At 46.9% G+C, this 19790-nt stretch carries 15 protein-coding genes and 1 riboswitch; of the genes, 2 read left to right on the forward strand and 13 right to left on the reverse strand.

From position 1 onward, the window contains the following. Positions 1-47: 47 nt before the first annotated feature. The 11 genes from fusA to queG all read right to left on the reverse strand — a co-directional run bounded on the left by fusA (position 48) and on the right by queG (position 15918). Positions 48-2129: an elongation factor G gene (gene fusA, locus HMPREF1863_RS03990; protein WP_068367602.1), complete on the reverse strand. Its 2082-nt coding sequence runs from the start codon at positions 2127-2129 to the stop codon at positions 48-50. A gap of 15 nt (positions 2130-2144) precedes the next feature. Continuing rightward, positions 2145-2615: a 30S ribosomal protein S7 gene (gene rpsG, locus HMPREF1863_RS03995; protein ID WP_068367604.1), complete on the reverse strand. Its 471-nt coding sequence runs from the start codon at positions 2613-2615 to the stop codon at positions 2145-2147. Between the two features lie 99 nt (positions 2616-2714). Next, positions 2715-3131 (reverse strand): 30S ribosomal protein S12, encoded by a 417-nt coding sequence (rpsL, locus tag HMPREF1863_RS04000; RefSeq protein WP_068367606.1) that lies wholly within the window; start codon positions 3129-3131, stop codon positions 2715-2717. Positions 3132-3299: 168 nt separating this feature from the next. Continuing rightward, on the reverse strand, positions 3300-3839 hold the full coding sequence (locus HMPREF1863_RS04005) for a biotin transporter BioY (protein WP_068367608.1): 540 nt from the start codon (positions 3837-3839) through the stop codon (positions 3300-3302). A gap of 162 nt (positions 3840-4001) precedes the next feature. Next, positions 4002-4841, reverse strand: coding sequence for a DegV family protein (locus tag HMPREF1863_RS04010; protein ID WP_068367610.1), 840 nt, complete (start codon positions 4839-4841; stop codon positions 4002-4004). Beyond that, positions 4834-5364 (reverse strand): DUF1836 domain-containing protein, encoded by a 531-nt coding sequence (locus tag HMPREF1863_RS04015; RefSeq protein ID WP_068367612.1) that lies wholly within the window; start codon positions 5362-5364, stop codon positions 4834-4836. Before HMPREF1863_RS04015 ends, HMPREF1863_RS04010 begins: the two co-directional genes overlap by 8 nt. A 171-nt stretch (positions 5365-5535) precedes the next feature. Then, positions 5536-9075: a DNA-directed RNA polymerase subunit beta' gene (rpoC, locus tag HMPREF1863_RS04020; RefSeq protein ID WP_068367614.1), complete on the reverse strand. Its 3540-nt coding sequence runs from the start codon at positions 9073-9075 to the stop codon at positions 5536-5538. Positions 9076-9122: 47 nt separating this feature from the next. After that, positions 9123-12830 carry a DNA-directed RNA polymerase subunit beta gene (gene rpoB, locus HMPREF1863_RS04025; RefSeq protein ID WP_068367616.1) on the reverse strand — a complete coding sequence of 1236 codons (3708 nt, stop codon included), beginning with the start codon at positions 12828-12830 and terminating at the stop codon, positions 9123-9125. A gap of 184 nt (positions 12831-13014) precedes the next feature. Continuing rightward, the gene (locus tag HMPREF1863_RS04030) at positions 13015-14367 is read right to left on the reverse strand and encodes a VanW family protein (RefSeq protein ID WP_068367618.1); all 1353 of its coding nucleotides are present in this window, start codon (positions 14365-14367) and stop codon (positions 13015-13017) included. Beyond that, the gene (nth, locus tag HMPREF1863_RS04035) at positions 14360-15001 is read right to left on the reverse strand and encodes an endonuclease III (protein WP_068367752.1); all 642 of its coding nucleotides are present in this window, start codon (positions 14999-15001) and stop codon (positions 14360-14362) included. The genes HMPREF1863_RS04030 and nth overlap by 8 nt, the downstream gene beginning before the upstream one ends. A gap of 8 nt (positions 15002-15009) precedes the next feature. Then, positions 15010-15918, reverse strand: a complete 909-nt coding sequence (gene queG, locus HMPREF1863_RS04040; RefSeq protein WP_068367620.1) for a tRNA epoxyqueuosine(34) reductase QueG — start codon at positions 15916-15918, stop codon at positions 15010-15012. Positions 15919-15978: 60 nt separating this feature from the next. Here queG and rodA point away from each other — a divergent pair, with 60 nt between their 5' ends. Beyond that, positions 15979-17220 (forward strand): rod shape-determining protein RodA, encoded by a 1242-nt coding sequence (rodA, locus tag HMPREF1863_RS04045; protein ID WP_068367622.1) that lies wholly within the window; start codon positions 15979-15981, stop codon positions 17218-17220. 210 nt (positions 17221-17430) lie between these two features. Beyond that, positions 17431-18075 (forward strand): 50S ribosomal protein L25, encoded by a 645-nt coding sequence (locus HMPREF1863_RS04050; protein WP_068367624.1) that lies wholly within the window; start codon positions 17431-17433, stop codon positions 18073-18075. Positions 18076-18153: 78 nt separating this feature from the next. Here the strand turns inward: HMPREF1863_RS04050 and HMPREF1863_RS04055 are convergent, their stop codons facing one another. Both HMPREF1863_RS04055 and HMPREF1863_RS04060 read right to left on the reverse strand, forming a co-directional pair. Beyond that, entirely contained in the window at positions 18154-18762 is a 609-nt protein-coding gene (locus HMPREF1863_RS04055; protein ID WP_068367626.1) for an ECF transporter S component, read from the reverse strand. Positions 18763-18823: 61 nt separating this feature from the next. Continuing rightward, positions 18824-18938, reverse strand: a riboswitch (FMN riboswitch). A gap of 103 nt (positions 18939-19041) precedes the next feature. Then, positions 19042-19725 (reverse strand): phosphoribosylaminoimidazolesuccinocarboxamide synthase, encoded by a 684-nt coding sequence (locus tag HMPREF1863_RS04060; RefSeq protein ID WP_068367628.1) that lies wholly within the window; start codon positions 19723-19725, stop codon positions 19042-19044. Positions 19726-19790: the final 65 nt, after the last annotated feature.

Genomic DNA, 19790 nt, shown 5'->3' on the forward strand with positions numbered 1-19790 from the left:
GGTTTGGTTCTTTCAAATTTTCCTTTTGCCATGATAAGCCTCCTATTTTAGTTGTTTTTGTTTTTTCCGTTGAGAACTTCTTCCGAAACATTTTTCGGTACTTGTTCGTAGTGATCGAATTGCATGGAGTAGTTTGCACGACCTTGTGTGTTGGAGCGCAAGCTGGTTGCATAACCGAACATTTCAGCCAAGGGTACGTAACAGGTTACGATTTGAGCGCCTGCTACAAGTTCCATACCTTCCATACGTCCACGACGAGAGTTGATGTCGCCGATAACATCGCCCATGTATTCTTCAGGCGTTACGATTTCAACTTTCATAACAGGTTCGAGAAGAACCGGGTTTGCTTTGCTTAATGCATCGCGAAGCGCCATGGAACCGGCAACCTTAAATGCCATTTCCGAAGAGTCGACATCGTGGAAGGAACCGTCGTAAAGGCTTACTTTCACGTCGAGTACTTCGTAGCCGCCTAAGACACCGTTTTGCATAGCTTCTTCGATACCTTGTTGTGTCGGTCCGATGAATTCCTTGGGAATAGCACCACCGACGATGTTGTTTTCGAATTCAAAGCCTTTACCTGCTTCGAGGGGTTCGACCTTGATCTTAGCGTGGCCGTATTGACCGCGACCACCGGATTGACGTACGAATTTACCTTCACCTTCTGCAGAAGAGAGGATACCTTCGCGGTAGGATACTTTCGGGTTACCGATGTTTGCTTCTACTTTAAATTCACGAAGCAAGCGGTCTACGATAATATCCAAGTGCAATTCGCCCATGCCGGCGATAATGGTTTGGCCGGTTTCCTCGTCAGTATAGGTACGGAATGTCGGGTCTTCTTCTGCAAGCTTTTGAAGGCCGATGGCCATTTTATCTTGAGACGCTTTGGTCTTCGGTTCAATCGCTACAGAAATTACCGGTTCCGGGAATTCCATTTTTTCGAGGATGATTTCATCTTTTTCATCGCAAAGTGTGTCACCTGTGGAGGTGTTTTTAAGGCCGACGGCCGCTGCGATTTCACCTGCGTAGATTTCTTCTACTTCTTCACGCTTGTTGGCGTGCATTAAAAGGATACGGCCCACACGTTCTCTCTTGCCCTTGCTGGAGTTGTAGACGTAGCTACCTGCTTTAAGGGTACCGGAGTAAACGCGGAAGTAAGAAAGTTTACCTACATAGGGGTCGGTTACAATCTTAAATGCCAATGCGGAGAAGGGTTCTTCGTCACTTGCGTGGCGAGCTTCTTCTTCTCCCGTTGCGGGATCGATACCGACGATCGACGGAATGTCGACGGGAGCCGGTAAATAATCGACGATCGCATCGAGCAGTAATTGTACACCTTTGTTCTTATAGGAAGAACCGCAGGTTACCGGCGTCATTTCGACGGCCAAGGTACCTTTACGGATAGCGCGTTTGATCATTTCTTCTGTGACTTCTTCGCCTTCGAGGTAAGCCATCATTAAGTCTTCGTCATATTCGGAGACTTTTTCGATCAGGTTTTCGCGCCATTCGTCGGCTTGTGCCTTGTATTCTTCCGGAACGTCAGTGATTTCAATTTCCGTTCCCATGTCGTCTTTGTAGATTTCGGCTTCCATCTTGACCAAGTCGATCATACCGATGAAAGTATCTTCTGCGCCCATGGGGATTTGAATGGGAACCGGGTTACCGCTTAATTTTTCATCAATGGTGCGAACGGAACGGAAGAAATCCGCGCCGGTAACGTCCATTTTGTTAATATGTGCAATTCTCGGAACGTGATAACGGTCCGCTTGTCTCCATACGGTTTCCGATTGAGGTTCTACACCGCTTTTAGCGTCGAACAACGAAACGGCACCGTCGAGAACACGAAGGGAACGTTCAACTTCTACGGTAAAGTCAACGTGGCCCGGAGTATCGATAATGTTGAGTCGATAACCTTTCCAGTGAGCGGTCGTAGCAGCAGAGGTGATCGTGATCCCTCTTTCTTGCTCTTGCTCCATCCAGTCCATTTGAGCACCACCGTCGTGGGTTTCACCGATTTTGTGAATACGTCCGGTGTAGTATAAGATACGCTCTGTCGTCGTCGTTTTACCGGCGTCGATGTGCGCCATAATTCCGATATTACGTACTTTATCAAGCGCCACTTCTCTAGCCACGTAATTTCCCCTTTCTTACCATCTGAAATGCGCGAATGCTTTATTCGCTTCAGCCGCACGGTGCATTTCGTCTTTACGTTTAACGGCACCGCCCAATTCGTTGGATGCGTCCATAATTTCTTTCGATAAACGTTCGATCATGGTTTTTTCGCCACGAGCTCTTGCGTAACGCACGATCCAGCGAAGACCCAAGGTTTGACGTCTTTCGGGACGCACTTCCATAGGTACTTGGTAGTTTGCACCACCGACGCGACGAGCTTTAACTTCCAATACCGGCATAGCATTGTTTAATGCCTTGTAGAATACTTCTAAAGGTTCTTCACCGGTTTGTTCTTTTACAGCGTCCAATGCGCCGTAGACGATTTTTTGTGCCACACCGCGTTTGCCGTCGAGCATGACATTGTTGATTAACTTCGTAATAACAACATCATTGTATACGGGATCGGGCATGACCTCTCTTTTAGGAATATGTCCTTTTCTTGGCATTCTCTTCCCTCCTTAACTATGGATCTGAGAAATATCACAGGTACTCGACCTAAGTCGCGTGCCAAGAGCATCTATATTTATGATTGTGCTCTTTGATGATTAGTTGCTTTTGGGCTTCTTCGCACCATATTTGGAGCGAGCTTGTTTTCTGCCGTCAACGCCGGCGGTATCTAAGGAACCGCGAACAACGTGGTAACGGACACCGGGAAGGTCTTTAACACGACCGCCACGAACTAAAACAACACTGTGTTCTTGAAGGTTATGGCCGATTCCGGGGATATAAGCCATGACTTCATATCCGTTGGAAAGACGAACACGGGCTACTTTACGAAGCGCAGAGTTCGGTTTCTTCGGGGTAACCGTACGAACAGCGACACAGACGCCTCTCTTTTGAGGAGAGTTAACAGCTGTGAGTTGTTTGTCCAACGAGTCGTAGTTGAAACCTAAAGCCGGAGATTTCGACTTCGTCAAAGATTTCTTTCTACCTTGTTTGACTAATTGATTAATTGTAGGCACTTAGTGCACCTCCTTTTATTAAGAATTATGACTAACAGCACAAATCGTTTTAACTCATTAAAAACTACCCGATGATCGGGTAGTTTTTAAGTCAGTCGATTTACACTCCGGTATTATACCATCTGATAATGAAGTTTTCAAGCGTTTTAGCCGATTTCCGGCTTTTTTCTACAGTTTTTCCAAAGTTTTTACTTTTCCCGAGGCAAAAACCCGTTCAGTAATCCAAGCCACGGCAATGGCCTTGACCGTATCTCCCGGTATAAATCCTAAAATGGTCTTAAAGGCAACGGCGATGCCGCCGCTATGATAGCTTAAACTCGGAATCCCCGTAAGGTTAATAAACAGCGCGCCGAAAAGCCAGAATATTATGAAATAATGCCAAATGGTTTTCGGATGGCATTTTTCAATAGCGAGGCCGATAAAATAGGGCGATAATATGTACCCGATGAAAAAGGATCCCGTCGCACCTGCAAAAATGGCCGCGCCGCCACGACCGCCGGGTAAGACGGGAAGACCGATGAGAATACATAAGATAAAAACGAGCACTGTGAGGGTTCCGTGTTTTTTTCCGAGTAAGGCTCCGCCTAAGGCACACACCATATTCTGTAAAACGATGGGAATACCCATGGGGGTCGGAATGGCGAAAAGCCCGCTTACGATAATCATGGCGAGGTAAAGTGCCATCACCGTCAATTGTTTTGTTTTCATGTAAAGCCTCCTTATTTACAATGTTATTGTAAATAATAATCTTTACGATTCTATTTGTCAATTCTTTTCTAGCCAATGGTTTATACAAAATAGTTCCCGCCCATGGTTGTCCTTCCTCTTGCATAGGGAAAAGCATCGCAAAGCCAATGGATAGACTGCCGACTAAAACGGAAGGTAACTTACAACATAGGCGCTCGGCCCGGCGTGAGTTCCTAAAACTGCCGTAATGGGGCCTTCTAAATACAAATCCGCTGTCTCGAAGGTGTCGGACAACTTTGCTTTTATCCTATCCGTGTCCTCTTTATCTTTCGCGTAGGCTACGGCCAAAAAGTAATGTTCTTGATTTTGCAGATCTTCTTTCGCCTTCTCCACAATAAAACTGAGAGCCCTCTTTTTACCGACGACAGATTTACATTTGTCGATGGCTCCCTTTTCATCCAGGGTTAAAATCGGATTCACTCTCAAGGTGCCGCCGATGAAACCTTGCACTGCATTTAATCGCCCGCCGCGAATTAAGTACGTCAGATCGCTGATGGTCGCAAAAACTCGTACATCGCCTTTCTTTTCTTCCAATCGCTCCGCCACGTCATGAAAATCGACGCCCCTCTCGATTAAATAATGGCCGTACATTGCCAGTAAACCTTCGCCCATGGAAATGCTTTTGCTGTCGATTAAGCGATACTCCATGTCTTGGCTTTCGAGGGCGAGTCTCATGGCATTGTACGTCCCCGAAAGAGTTTGAGACGCCCCTACGGCGATAATTTTTTCAAAACCTTTCCTTTTCGCCGATTCAATTTTTTCGACGATGTCGTCTATAGCGGGAGCGGACGTCGTCGGTTCTTCTTTTTCTATTTTCTCATAGAGCTCTTCCGGAGTTATTTCCAGCAAATCCTTTTTCGACGCTTCGCGAAAATTAACATAGAGGGGTACGACGAATATTCCCTTGGCCATGTCTTCATTTATATTGCTCGCCGAATCTGTCAGTATGGCAATTTTATTCATTGATGTTCTCCCTGTTGTATATTCCCTTCGATTTTAGAATTTCTTTGGTGACGGTTTGATAGCAAAACGCTTTGACCGCAATGGCCAACGCTATGTTTTCCCAATTCGTTTCAAGTGCATCGGAACCTAATCCGTTTCCCTTTTCTATTGCACCGAGGATATTCTTAAGCGTCTTTTCTAAAATCTCGGAAAATTCATTGTAGGCCCTTTCGATTCCCATAATGTCCAGTTGAAGTTCCATGCCTTCTTTAATTCCTTCCAGCGGGATGACTTCTTTTAACACGACGATGACGATCAACATACCGATATGTTCTCTGCCATATCTCTTGTTGACAGGCTTCGGCAGAATTTCTTTTTTCACGTAATTGTTAATCATACTTTGACTTAGACTGAGGGTACTCGGGAAGAACGAAAGCAAATGCTCGTCAAGATAATCCAATAACTGCATGGAATACAGCCCGTAATCCGGAATGCTTTCCCAGCTGATTTTTTTGAAGTTTTTTAAGTTCTGAAAACGGTTCATGATCTAATCTCCTAAATCTCATTATCTAGTTTTAAATACCAGATCAATTTAAAGTAAACTATTTGGAGAAGATTGTCAACTTTTCGTAGAATCTTTCCCTCATTCTCAAAACTCTAAATTCTAAATCATCGCACAAAAAAGAGACCTCGCCTTGGCGAAGTCTCTTTCCTTTTATGCGTTCATGCCTTCGAGAATGTCGAGATTTTCTTTTCTCAGATCCTCTTCCTCCCAGTAGACCGTGCCGTTTTGACGCACGCCCGTACCGGCGGGAATAAGCTGACCTATAATAATATTTTCTTTTAAACCTTCGAGGTAATCCTGCTTTCCTTCGATGGCCGCATCGGTTAAGACGCGGGTCGTTTCTTGGAAAGATGCCGCCGACAGGAAGGAGTCGGTGGCGAGAGAGGCCTTAGTAATACCGAGAAGCGTCGGGCTTGCCGTCGCCTCTTTTAAGCCTTCTGCGCGAGCCGCCTCGTTGGCGCGTTCGAATTCGATTTTCGTCACCATGCTGCCCGGCAAGAGGTTCGTGTCGCCTGCTTCTTCCACGCGCACTTTCGACATCATTTGCTTGACGATAACCTCGATGTGTTTATCGTCGATATCTACCCCTTGTAAACGGTAAACTCTTTGTACTTCTTTTACGATGTACTCTTGAACGCCTGTTGCGCCTTTGACGCGGAGCAAGTCTTGAGGATAAACAGAACCTTGTGTCAGTTCGTCGCCTTTTTCCACGTGATCGCCGGGTTTCACGCGAATACGCGCGCCGTAGACCACATTGTATGCCTTGCTTTCGCCGTCGTCACCGGTTACGACGATTTCGCGTTTTTTCGCAGTTTCGCGAATGTCCACGGTACCGTCGATTTCGGAAATAATCGCAAGACCTTTAGGCTTACGCACTTCGAAAAGTTCTTCGACACGAGGTAAACCTTGGGTAATATCGGCTGCAGCCGCAACGCCGCCGGTGTGGAAGGTACGCATGGTAAGTTGTGTACCCGGTTCACCGATGGATTGCGCAGCGATAACGCCTACCGCTTCGCCGATGCCGACGGGACGACCGGTGGCCAAGTTTTGGCCGTAGCACTTAACGCAGACGCCGTGTTCAGAGTGGCAACCTAATACGGAGCGAATCTTCACTTCTTCGATACCCGCTTCTGTAATGGCATCGGCTGCCGTTCCGCTAATCATTTCACCGGCTTCGACAATAAGTTCGCCGGTTTCCGGATGATGAATATCTTCATAGGATGTACGACCTTCAATACGATCGTGCAATTCCTCGATCATTTCGCGGCCGTCTTTAAAGGCCTTCGCCACAATGTAGCTTTCCGTACCGCAATCTTTTTCCGTTACCGTCACTTGTTGTGAAACATCGACGAGACGACGGGTCAAGTAACCGGAGTCCGCTGTACGAAGAGCCGTATCCGCCAAACCTTTACGAGAACCGTGAGTGGACATGAAGAATTCCAATACGTCCAAGCCTTCCCGGAAGTTTGAGGTAATGGGGACTTCGATGGTACGGCCGGAAGGCGATGCCATCAAACCACGCATACCGGCGAGCTGACGAATTTGGTTTTTCGAACCACGGGCACCGGAATCGGCGAAAATATAAATATTGTTTAACGCTCCGAAACCTTCCATAACCTTATTGGTCAAATGGTCGGTCGCTTCGTTCCAAATGTCGATAACGTGTTCGTAACGTTCTTCGTCACTGATTAAACCTTTACGGTATGCCTTTTCGTATTTTTCTACATCGGCTTCCGCTTGTTCGAGAATTTCAGGTTTTTCCTTGGGAATTTCAACGTCGCCCATGGAAATGGACATGGCGCCGACGGTGGAGTAGTGATAGCCTAAGCTCTTCACTTCATCGAGGAACTCTGCCGTTTCCAAGTTATCGTGCAGTTTATAGCAGCGATCGATGATTTTACCAAGTAATTTTTTGTCGATGACGCGGTCGATTTCCAGGCTGTAGGGATCTACTTTACGATCGACAAATCCCAAGTCTTGAGGAATTGCCTTATTGATGAGGAAGCGGCCTACCGTACTTTCGACGATTTTACCGCGCTTGTCGTTTTCGTCGATATGGCAACGAACTTTTACGTGAGAATGGAGATGAACCCAACCGCTTTCGTAAGCGTGCATCATTTCCTTCGTGTCCATAAAGGTCATGCCGTCGCCCTTGACGCTGTCTTTGCGATCGAGGGTCAGGTAATACATACCGAGTACCATATCTTGAGACGGCGTCGTAATAGGCTTACCGTCTTTAAGCGCCAAAATGTTATTGGTGGACAGCATGAGAAGACGAGCTTCCGCTTGTGCTTCCGCCGATAAGGGCAAGTGAACCGCCATTTGGTCCCCGTCGAAGTCGGCGTTGTATGCCGTACATGCAAGGGGGTGAAGTTTAATAGCTTTTCCTTCTACGAGCACCGGTTCAAAGGCTTGAATACCTAAGCGGTGCAAGGTAGGCGCACGGTTCAAAAGCACCGGATGGTCTTTAATAACTTCTTCCAGTACATCCCATACTTCGGGACGCACTCTTTCCACCATGCGTTTCGCGCTCTTAATATTATGTGCCAATTCGCGGTCGACCAGTTCGCGCATGACGAAGGGTTTAAAGAGTTCCAACGCCATGTTTTTCGGAAGACCGCATTGGTAGAATTTAAGCGACGGACCGACGACGATTACCGAACGGCCGGAATAGTCTACACGTTTCCCTAAAAGATTTTGACGGAAACGACCTTGTTTCCCCTTGAGCATTTCGGACAAGCTCTTTAAGGGGCGATTGCCGGCTCCCGTAACGGGGCGACCGCGACGACCGTTGTCGATTAAAGCGTCGACGGATTCTTGCAACATACGTTTTTCGTTGCGCACGATAATTTCCGGCGCGCCGATATCCATTAATTTGCGGAGACGGTTGTTACGGTTAATAACCCGTCTGTAAAGATCGTTTAAATCGCTGGTGGCGAAACGTCCGCCGTCTAATTGCACCATGGGGCGCAGTTCCGGCGGAATAACGGGGATGCAGTCTAAGATCATCCACTCGCATTTGTTGCCGGAGCTTCTAAAAGCTTCGATAACTTCCAATCTGCGAGTAATGCGCACACGCTTTTGACCGCTGGCATCTTCCAATTGATCGCGAAGTTCTTTTGCAATTTGATCAAGGTCGATTTTGCGTAAAATATCGCGAATAGCTTCAGCGCCCATTTTCGCTTCGAACTTATCGCCGTAATCCCGCTTAAATTCGCGGTATTCCGTTTCGCTTAAAAGTTGTTTTTCGTATAATTCCGGTACACCTTCGTCCACACGGGTGACGATGTAGGATGCAAAGTATAAGACTTTTTCTAGCGCGCGAGGGCTTACGTCCAAGACCAGGCCCATGCGGGAGGGAATGCCTTTAAAATACCAAATGTGGGATACGGGAGCAGCCAATTCGATGTGGCCCATACGTTCTCGACGCACTTTGGATTTCGTTACTTCGACGCCGCATTTTTCACAAACGACCCCTTTATAGCGGAGACGCTTGTATTTTCCGCAAGAACACTCCCAGTCTTTCGTGGGACCAAAGATTTTTTCACAGAAAAGACCTTCTTTTTCAGGCTTTAGCGTTCTGTAATTAATGGTTTCCGGTTTTTTTACTTCCCCGTAAGACCAGGATCTGATCTTTTCAGAGGATGCTAAACCGATTTTAATTGAATGAAATAATTCGTTTCTGCTCAAGGAGCATGACTCCTTTCTTTAAATAGTCTGAACTACGTTCTGAAGAATTACTCGTATTCTTCCTCTTCGTCTTCTTCTTGCGTAAAGCCTTGCGGAATGTCATCGCCGGAGATTTTCTTAATCCCCGCAAGAACATTGACACTGCTCTTGCCTTCGATCAATTCTCCCGCATCTTCTCCGTCGATCTTGCCGTCCATGCTGTCTAAGTGGTTTAAGTCGTCATCGTCGGTAGAAAGGTCGACCGGGTTTTCGTCTTCGTCCAATACTTGGATTTCAAGGGCCAGTGCTTCCAGCTCTTTAATAAGAACTTTAAAGGATTCGGGAATGCCCGGTTGAGGAATGTTTTCCCCTTTGACGATGGCTTCGTAGGTTTTAACACGGCCTACGATATCGTCGGATTTTACCGTCAGCATTTCTTGAAGGGTGTGGCTCGCACCGTAAGCTTCCAGTGCCCACACTTCCATTTCCCCGAAACGTTGACCGCCGAATTGAGCACGACCGCCTAAAGGTTGTTGCGTTACCAAAGAGTAAGGACCTGTGGAACGGGAGTGGATCTTTTCATCGACCAAGTGGTGAAGTTTGAGCATGTACATATAACCCACCGTTACCGGGTGATCGAAGTCTTCGCCGGTTCTGCCGTCGCGAAGTTGTACTTTTCCGTCGGCAGAGTATCCCGCTTTTTCCAGAGTATCGAAAATATCCTGTTCGTTGGCGCCGTCAAATACAGGCGTCGCCACGTGCCAGCCTAATTTCTTCGCCGCCAAGCCCAAGTGCACTTCGAGAACTTGTCCCAAGTTCATACGAGAAGGTACACCCAAGGGGTTCAACACGATTTGAATGGGACGGCCGTCGGGCATGTAGGGCATGTCTTCTTTCGGAAGCACTCTCGAAATAACCCCTTTGTTCCCGTGGCGACCGCACATTTTATCGCCTACTTGAATTTTACGTTTCGTCGCAATAAAGACGCGCACCATTTCGTTAACGCCCGGTTGCAACTCGTCGCCATCGGCGCGGCTGAACACTTTGACGTCCACGACGATACCTGCTTCACCATGTGGCAAACGCAGGGAAGTATCGCGCACTTCTCTCGCTTTTTCACCGAAGATAGCACGTAAAAGTCTTTCTTCTGCGGAAAGTTCCGTTTCGCCCTTCGGCGTTACCTTGCCGACTAAGATGTCGCCGGGATTGACTTCCGCTCCGACGCGGATAATGCCGTTTTCATCTAAGTCTTTCAACATATCGTCGCCCACATTGGAAATGTCCCGGGTGATTTCTTCGGGTCCTAATTTCGTATCGCGCGCTTCCGATTCGTATTCTTCAATGTGAAGAGAGGTTAAGACGTCGTCAATAACGAGTTCTTCGTTAATGAGCATAGCGTCTTCATAGTTGTAGCCTTCCCAGTTCATGAAGGCGATTAATATATTTTTACCTAAGGCCATTTCACCGAGATCGGTAGAAGGTCCGTCGGCGATGACCTCGCCCCGTTTGACCTTTTGTCCTTCTTTTACAATAGGACGTTGATTGATGGTGGTGCCTTGGTTGGCTTTTTCGAATTTATGGAGTCGGTATTCGATATCGTTCTTTTTGCTGTCCGGCGTAAGGACGATACGATTACTGCTGACCTTCGATACCGTTCCGTCTTCCGTTGCGATAACGCAGACGCCGGAATCTCTCGCCGCTTTATATTCGATACCCGTTGCCACAATAGGCGCTTCGGTCTTTAATAAAGGCACCGCTTGACGCTGCATGTTGGAACCCATGAGCGCGCGGTTAGCATCGTCGTTTTCCAAGAAAGGAATCATACTGGTACCGACAGCGACAATTTGTTGCGGCGAAACGTCCATGTAGCTAATGTCTTCACGTTTGTAAACGTCGACGGCACCGCCATAACCACGGGCAATAACACGACTGTTAATGAAGTGTCCGTTTTCGTCCAGCTTTTCATCCGCCTGTGCAATGATGTTTTCATCTTCCACGTCAGCGGTAATGTATTCGACTTGATCCGTTACTTTACCTTCCCCTTTAATGACCTTGCGATAAGGCGCTTCAATAAAGCCGTATTCATTGATGCGGGCAAAGGTGGTAAGGGAGGTAATCAAACCGATATTCGGACCTTCCGGCGTCTCGATGGGGCACATACGTCCGTAGTGGGAATTGTGCACGTCGCGGACTTCCATGCCGGCACGATCACGAGAAAGACCGCCGGGTCCAAGTGCCGAGAGACGGCGTTTGTGGGTCAGCTCGGACAAAGGATTGTTTTGATCCATAAATTGGGAAAGCTGAGAAGATCCGAAAAATTCCTTAATCGCCGCCGTTACCGGGCGAATGTTAATAAGGGATTGCGGCGTAGCGCCGTCGGGATCTTGAACCGCCATACGTTCGCGGATGACGCGTTCCATACGAGTTAAGCCGATTCTAAATTGATTTTGTAAAAGCTCGCCGACGGAGCGAATGCGACGATTTCCCAAATGGTCGATGTCGTCGGTTTTGCCGATGCCGTAGAACAAGTTAAATTCGTAGTTTACGGCAGCCAAAATATCATCGATTAAAATATGCTTCGGCGTCAGCTCTTTATAATGTAATTTTATGCGCGCTAAAAGCTCTTCTCCTTCGTATTCGTCGAGAAGTTCCTGTAAGCGGGGCAGGTAAATTTTTTCTTTAAAGCCGAGGGCTTCAAAGTCGATGTCTAAATCCAAGCTGTCGGTGTCGACGAAATTATTGCCGATCAAGACAATGTTTTTCTTTTCCCCTAATTCATTGGGATCGTCGATGACAATTTCGACGCGATTAATACCGGCATTTTCAATGGCCACGGCTTCTTCGCGACTTACGCGATCGCCGGCTTTACCCATGATTTCGCCGGTTTCCCCGTCGATAACATCTTCTGCCAACACTTGATTTTGCAGACGTTCACGAAGGGCGAGCTTTTTGTTGAATTTATAGCGGCCCACCTTCGCCATATCGTAACGACGCGCATCGAAAAACATGTTTTCGAATAATGACTGCGCACTTTCGATCGTCGGCGGTTCACCGGGACGCAATTTCTTGTAAATTTCAAGAAGCGCCTCTTGTTTGTTGCTGGTTTGATCTTTTTCAAAAACCTTGAGCAATTCTTCCGATTCGCCCATTAAGCGCGTAATCTCCAAATTGGATTCGACACCAATGGCGCGAAGCAAAATGGTAATGGGGATTTTACGCGTACGGTCGATACGAACATTGACCACGCCTTGGGCATCGGTTTCAAATTCGAGCCACGCACCGCGATTGGGAATGAGCGTCGCCGAGTATAATCTTTTACCGGTCTTATCGAACTCTTCCTTATAGTAAGCCCCCGGCGAGCGAACCAATTGACTGACGACGACACGTTCCGCGCCGTTAATGACGAAGGTTCCCGTGTCGCTCATAAGGGGCAAATCGCCCATAAACACTTCTTGTTCTTTCACTTCGCCGGTTTCGGTATTGATTAATCGCACCTTTACCTTTAGCGGCGCCGAATAGTTTGTGTCTTTTTCCTTCGCTTCCTCAAAGTCGTACTTCTTTTCTTCCGAAACATAGTAATCGACAAATTCGAGGATTAAATTCCCCGCGAAGTCTTCAATCGGCGAAATATCTCGGAATACTTCACCGAGGCCTTCGTCGATGAGCCATTTGAAAGAATCTGTTTGAACACCTAACAGATTCGGTATTTCCAAAACATCGTCGATTCTGGAATAGCTCATTCTCTCCCGTCTACCGTATTGAACAGGATGTACCATCTAAATTCCTCACCCCTTAAGTTCTCTCGAAAAATAAAAAATGTATGTGTAAATATTAACTTACGAGCTCTCTCCAAGTAACTTACATATACATTATCTTCCGTAACTGCGCTTTCGTTTCCTTATAACTTTTTAATATTATGCAATTTATTATATTAACACGAGACACGGTTCAGTGCAAGGATTAATCTGAAATTCCCTTTAAATACTTTCCGTCTACCGGCGTATAACGGGAGGTGTTGGCCAATTCCCTTTTAATCTCCCGATTTCCCTGCTTATAAACTTTATAGGTTTTATAAAAAGAACCGTCTTCTCGCTTTTGAACGACCTTAACCTCGCCTTTTTTAAGCTCCGGCGTATTCTGCCAATTTTCTCCGGCAGGAATAGTTCTAATCCGCTCGGGCAAAAGATCGATGACGTATGGTTTTTCGGCGCCATGGCCGAAGATCGTGCACACCACGTGGTGGCCGTCCGCTTTCGTATCGATATAAATCGGCGTTTGGTAGGGATTTGTAAAAATAAAATCCTTGTACCCGTCGCTTACGGCGCAGTCCGTTCCCTCCGCCGCATAGTCCACGGGTTTGGAATGGTTGTGGCGGGATAAAATGTTGAGGTTCGCCCGCACCGCCGCATTGTACATGGTGGTGGATACTTGGCATACACCACCGCCTACCCCTTTTGTTTCGATACCTGCAGAAATAGTTTCCCCTTCGACAAAGCCGTTTTCTTTCGTAATGCCGCCAATGGTTTCCAAAAAGGAAAGCCGCTCGCCGGGTTGTAAAACGATACGCCTAAAAAAGGATGCGCCGCGCTCTACATTGACGGCGCGATTTTTGTCGCCGGGATTGTAATCTGTGCTCCATGTGGCGAGCACGGTATCGATTCCCCGAAGGGCCTCTGCCGACACGGCAGGCGATACTTTTTCCACCTTTACTTCCACCGGCTTGTCGATTCCCTTTGAAAGGGAAAGGGCGGCGTCCTCAAGATTGATGCCCTCGCCCACTTCGCCGTTTTCCACGACGACTTTCCCTCCCCGCAAAAAGACGCGGGCAGGTTTTGCTCCCTCGTACAGTGTTCCATTTAAGGTTTGGAGTCCTTTTAAAAGAGCCGCCTTGTCCACAGAAAGGGGAACGTCTACCTTTTCTCTTGTGACGGCGATCAAAGGCCGTTTTATAAAGGGTATCTTGCGGCTCGTGGCCACGGCCTCTTTCGCCACCGCTTCCGGTGAAAAAGACAGCCCGAGCATGCCGGCGCTCGTCTTTCCCTTGCACTTGCCGTGGGTCAACACCACGTCCTGATTTTTAAAACTGTCTTGCGCTTTTTCAAGCTTTTTCTTCGCAGACTCTTCTGTTAAAAAGCCCAACTTCACCCCTTCGTACTGAATGCCCGGGCTAATACGCCCCGTTAGCGGCACGCACGCCACGGCAATAGAAAGGACGATGATGATAGATAGGATCCCGCCCAATTGTTTGATTCTTTTTTTCCGCACAAGTTGCTGTCGCTTACGATTTCGTAAATCAAAATAATTTTTAGCCATTGGCTACCTCGCCTTGATAGTTTTTGCAATAGATCGTCAAAGGGCATTCCTCGCAAAGGGGGTTTTGCGCCTTGCAAATGCGCCGTCCTAAGAAAATAAGGAGATGATGGCCTTTGCTCCAACAACTTTCCGGCCAAATGTCCATCAATTGCTTTTCCGTCCCATCGACATTTTTTGCATCGGCAAGCCCCAGGCGATTGGACACGCGAAACACATGGGTGTCCACGGCGATGGCGGGAATGTTCAATACATTAGATGCCACCACATTGGCCGTCTTACGCCCTACACCGGGAAGGGTCATTAAGCCTTCGATGGTATCGGGAATGTCGCCGTGGTAGCGATCTAAAATAATTCGCGACGCCGCTAAAATGTTTTTCGCCTTGTTTCGATAGACGCCGCAACTGTGTACGTAATCTTCCATTTCCTTTTGTGAAAGGGTCACCATTTTTTCCGGCGTATTGTAATTTTCAAAGAGCACCTTCGTCACTTTGTTGACCCGAACATCGGTACATTGGGCGGAAAGAATGGTCGCCACTAAAAGTTCATACGGCGTCGTATAATTCAATTCCGCACGGGCATCGGGAAATGTTTCCTCTAAAATATCATAGACCTTTAAGGCGTCGTCACGTGTCATTTGCATGCTTATTCTCTGTCCTTCCCAAAATAATCGTCGATGTAATCGGCGTTTTTCTTCCATTGTTTCGCTCCGCGCCACGAACCGCTTAAATGGCCGAAGCTTTCTTTAAATGTACGATTACTCGTTTCCCGAATCGCATCGAGGGAGATGTGCTCGACGGGATCTTCCACTTGAAATGTATGCTCGATCCCCTGATTTTTAGGGCATACAATTTGGCATTGATCGCAACCGTAAAGCCAATCGCCCATAATGTGCTTCTCTCTTTCGGTGAGCTCCCCTCGCTTTTGCGTAATCCACGAGCGACACCGTCGGGGATCGACGATCCCTTCTTTTGAAAGGGCACCTCCCGGACAAGCGCTCACACATTTCATACAGTCTCCACACTTTTTTTCAGATACTTTGATTTCGCCGCCGGGGAGATTGGTGACTAAGAGACCGATACCTACATAGCTTCCCAAGGTATCGTGAATAAAGAGGCCGTTACGGCCTAAAAAGCCTTTCCCCGTCAGTTCCGCAAAGCCCCGTTCATATAATGGACCCGTGTCTACTTGTAAGTAACTTTCCAGTTCGGGATATTCTTCTTTTAACGCCTGCTCTAACCTGCGAAGTTTTTCTCCCAGTAAATGATGGTAATCTCGATCGCGGGATACGCCGGCTAAACGGCCATAGCCCGGCTTCGCCTCCGGCATTTTCTCCGCAAAAGGCGTCTGCTCGAAAGCGACGACAATCGAGCGCGCCGAAGGGAGCACGCAGCGCGGATCGATGCGCTCGTTAACGGAGTCCGGCTCAATGGGCAGGCGACGCCCGTTTTTTTCCCGCTGTTCAAAAATCGCCTTCATCTCGTGAAGAGCCACTGCCGGAATATGGGCTACATCGTGGAAACCTATTCTATTTTTTATAGCTTCTATTTCCATTGGCTCTTCCTTTCGTTATTGTATAATAGTATCATATTCTAATCTTACAAAGGAGAGGCTATGAAAAACCCTTTTAATCGCGAACCATTGGAGCGGCTGCTGTCGCACTTCCATTTTGATTTCAATAAACGAAACATCGACATGACCCTGGTCTTGGCCGTCGTCGCCGTAACCGTACTGGGTTTCGTCGTCTTATCGTCTGCCACATTAACCTACGGCAATCGCCCCTATTTAATTAAACAGCTCGTCGCCACCTTACTGGGCGCAGGCATCGCCTTTGGGCTAATGGTCGTCGATTATCGTATTTGGAAAACCTATTATCCCTTTCTATACTTACTGAGCGTGGTGCTTCTTGCCGCCACTCTACTCTTCGGCCACGGCGATACCACCTGGGGATCCAAAAGCTGGCTTTCCATCGGCCCCATTAACTTTCAGCCGGCGGAATTCGTAAAAATCTTTCTCGTCATTTGTCTCGCCGCCTATTTAGACGAGCACGGCCACAAATTAAACGATCCGAAAGAATTAATTAAAACCCTCGCCTTCGCAGGTTTCCCCGTCGGGCTTATTATGCTTCAGCCCGACTTCGGAACGGCCATGGTGTTTTTGTTTTTTATCGCCATTATGCTTTTCTTTACGAATTTGGATTGGAAATACATTTTCGGCGCATTAGGTGCCGTCGTTCTATCCCTTCCCGTACTTTACGCCCGCCTGGACGATTACCAAAAAGACAGAATCCTAAACTTTTTAAAGCCCGATGCCAATACCAGCGGCAGCGGCTATCAAGCCTACGAAGGGCGCATTGCCATTGGCGACGGCCGCTTCTTCGGGCGAGGACTCTATAAAGGGCCTCAAACCCAATTTAATTTCGTTCCTACAAAAGAAACAGACTTTATCTTCCCCGTCCTCGTGGAAGAATTAGGCTTTGTCGGAGGCAGCCTTTTAATTTTCCTCTACGGCCTTATTTTTTACCGACTGATTTCCCTTTCAAAAATCGCAAAAGATAAAATGGGCGAGCTCATGATTTTAGGTTTTCTCGGCATTCTATTTATTCACGTGTGGGAAAACATGGGCATGACGCTGGGCCTTATGCCCGTTACGGGGATTCCCCTTCCCTTTATAAGTTACGGTGGCACGTTCCAAATGGTAAACCTGGCGACCATCGGCCTTTGTTTAAGCGTGCGCTACCACCGTACGAGCCGCGCTTCTTTTGAAAACTTACCCAATTACTGGGAAAAAATCACCGATCGCATCGCCGAATTTCAACAGGAACAACTCCACAAAGAACGTTCCAGGCGCTCGTAATAAACGATCCGCAATTCCATTTTTATTAAAAAACCATAAATTTGGCGTTTTTCAATCATTCTATGGTATAATAGCCGAGTTATCGCCCTTTAAGAAAGTTTTCGCTTAATAGGGTTTCTTCAGGAAGTTAAGGCTTAAATTAACGAAAGAATGGCAATTCTCGGCATTTTAATGTATAATATGTTGTTGATTAGACGAAGGAGGAGACTAATGAAAACAATCCATTTAAATTTACAAAAACGCGAGGAGCTCGGCACATCCGGCGCTAAAAAAGTCAGAGCAAAAGGTTTGGTTCCCGGCGTATTCTACGCTGAAAACGAAGAACCTGTAGCTGTAGCGGCAAAAGCCAACGAATTACAAAAAGTTGTCGAACAAGCCGGTACTTCCGCTCTTGTCGATATCGAACTCGACGGCAAAACCACTAAAATTCTTTTCAAGGAAATCCAAAACCATCCTTTCAAGAATCAAATTCTTCACTTTGACGCATACGGCGTAAACTTAAAAGAAAAACTCAGACTTTCCATTCCCGTCGTATTGGAAAACCGCGACGAAATTCACGCACAACCTTCCGTTCTCTTGCAATTGCTTGAAGAAGTTGAAGTTGAATGTCTACCTACAAACCTTCCCTCGGAAGCTCTCGTAGACGTACAAAACATGGAAATCGGCGACACCCTTACCGTAGCCGACCTCGACGTATCGTCCATCGAAGGTATCGACGTCTTAACTGACGCTGAAGAAGCTGTCGCATCTCTTCAAGAACCCAGAGAAGAAGCCATCGAAGAAGATGATGAAGCCGATGCAGCCGACGTTCCCACAGTTGGTGAAACTGAAGGCGAAGGCGAAGACGAAGAATAATCTGCCATTAAAAGCTCTCCCGGGAGGGCTTTTTTTATTGCCCTTTTTCCCAACAAAAAACGCCCCCAAGGGGCGCATTTAGCGATGGAGTAAAGAACTTACCCGTTTGTAAAGGACGAGGGTCACAATAGAGGTTATAAAGCCCTTCACGAGATTAAAGGGAACGATGCAATAGATCATTAAACTCCAAAGAGAGTTTACGCGAGACGATACGGCCCGCCCCATTTCGATAATCGCTTCCATAGGCATGATTTTTCCGTACAAGGGAAAGACGACGAAGTAATTACTTAAAGTGGCAAATGCCGTCATACTGAGGACACCGATAAAAAGGCCGAGGACGGCGCCGCCATAGGTTCTATTGCGTCTATAAAAAGCGGACGCTGTCGACACCAAAAGAGCGCCTACAATAAAATTAGAAAATTCGCCGACGCCGCCTGTGGTCGTGCCTCGTACAAAAAAGATCAAAATGCATTTTATAAGTTCAATGGACGCGCCGACCAAGGGTCCCATGGCGAAGCCGCCGATTAAGGCAGGCATATCCGAAATATCCAGCTTAATAAAAGGCGGCGCAATAAATGTAAGCGGAAACTCCAGATACATAAGTAAAAAAGCGATCACCGATAAAAGGGAGATCCGCGTTATATTTTTTGTCGAGTAACAAGACGCTGTTTTTTCTATGGGATTCATCATTTCCTCCTAATGCAGGGCATAAAAAGAGCCCTCGAAAATAGGGCCTACACATGAAAAAAGACATCTTCTTCCATCCGGACTGTCACCGTCGGTATTGGAGTTGCACCAATTCTGCCCTAAGGCCCGTGGACTTTACCACCGATGAGGAATTTCACCTCGCCCTGAAGATCATTTCTTAATTGATTTGTAATCTCATTATATCACAAGCTTACACGAGAAAAAAGCATATTAAAAAGAGCCCCGCAGGGCTCTTTTGATTATTTCGAAAACAGTTTATTATTCTCCAACGATCATTTTGGAAAGGGTTAAGGGTTCGATGTATTCGTCACCTTTGTAAACGCGCATGTTGCCGCCGGAAATTTCGTCGATTAGGACGATTTCGTCGCTGCCTGCAAGGCGTCCGAATTCCAATTTAATGTCGTAAAGTGTGAGACCTCTTTCAGCAAGGTCTTCTGCGATGACTTTTGTAATGGAACGCATCAGTTCTTTAATTCTGTCATATTCCCCTTCTTTGAAAATGCCTAATTGAAGTAAAGCATCTTCGTTAATAAGCGGATCTTGACGTTCGTCATCTTTTAATGTGAATTCCACATATTCGTTTAATTTGTCGCCGTCGTTAATGTAACGTCCGTAGCGACGAACAAAACTGCCGGTGGCAATGTAGCGGCAAATAACTTCCAAGCCTTTACCGAATACAGTGGCCGGTTTGATTTCCATCAAGCGATTGTCAACATCGGCATTGATGTAGTGGGTGGGGATACCTTGCTTTTCGAATTTTTCAAAGAAGTACTTGCTCATGGCAATGCATGCACGGCCGGAGCCTTCAATGGAAAGGCCGACTTGGTTTTCACCCGGATCGAAGACGCCGTCTTTTCCGGTTACATCGTCTTTAAAAAAGAAATAGGTTTTACCGTCTTTTTCTCGAATGTCTTTCGTCTTGCCTTGGTAAATAGTTTTCAAAATAACCTCCTGTCTCAAACAGCAATTTACAATTTATTTTAACTCAAATTTCCCTCCATGAACAG

This window comes from Aedoeadaptatus coxii, from assembly GCF_001553115.1.
In the GTDB taxonomy this organism is placed as follows: Bacteria; Bacillota; Clostridia; order Tissierellales; family Peptoniphilaceae; genus Aedoeadaptatus; species Aedoeadaptatus coxii.

Bases quoted from the DNA above. Each gene is read 5' to 3' on its own strand.
- HMPREF1863_RS04010 (WP_068367610.1), bottom strand. From the start codon at position 4,841: ATGAATAAAATTGCCATACTGACAGATTCGGCGAGCAATATAAATGAA.
- HMPREF1863_RS04050 (WP_068367624.1), top strand. From the start codon at position 17,431: ATGAAAACAATCCATTTAAATTTACAAAAACGCGAGGAGCTCGGCACA.
- nth (WP_068367752.1), bottom strand. From the start codon at position 15,001: ATGACACGTGACGACGCCTTAAAGGTCTATGATATTTTAGAGGAAACA.
- rpsG (WP_068367604.1), bottom strand. From the start codon at position 2,615: ATGCCAAGAAAAGGACATATTCCTAAAAGAGAGGTCATGCCCGATCCC.
- queG (WP_068367620.1), bottom strand. From the start codon at position 15,918: ATGGAAATAGAAGCTATAAAAAATAGAATAGGTTTCCACGATGTAGCC.
- rodA (WP_068367622.1), top strand. From the start codon at position 15,979: ATGAAAAACCCTTTTAATCGCGAACCATTGGAGCGGCTGCTGTCGCAC.
- HMPREF1863_RS04005 (WP_068367608.1), bottom strand. From the start codon at position 3,839: ATGAAAACAAAACAATTGACGGTGATGGCACTTTACCTCGCCATGATT.
- rpoB (WP_068367616.1), bottom strand. From the start codon at position 12,830: ATGGTACATCCTGTTCAATACGGTAGACGGGAGAGAATGAGCTATTCC.
- HMPREF1863_RS04015 (WP_068367612.1), bottom strand. From the start codon at position 5,364: ATGAACCGTTTTCAGAACTTAAAAAACTTCAAAAAAATCAGCTGGGAA.
- HMPREF1863_RS04030 (WP_068367618.1), bottom strand. From the start codon at position 14,367: ATGGCTAAAAATTATTTTGATTTACGAAATCGTAAGCGACAGCAACTT.
- HMPREF1863_RS04055 (WP_068367626.1), bottom strand. From the start codon at position 18,762: ATGAATCCCATAGAAAAAACAGCGTCTTGTTACTCGACAAAAAATATA.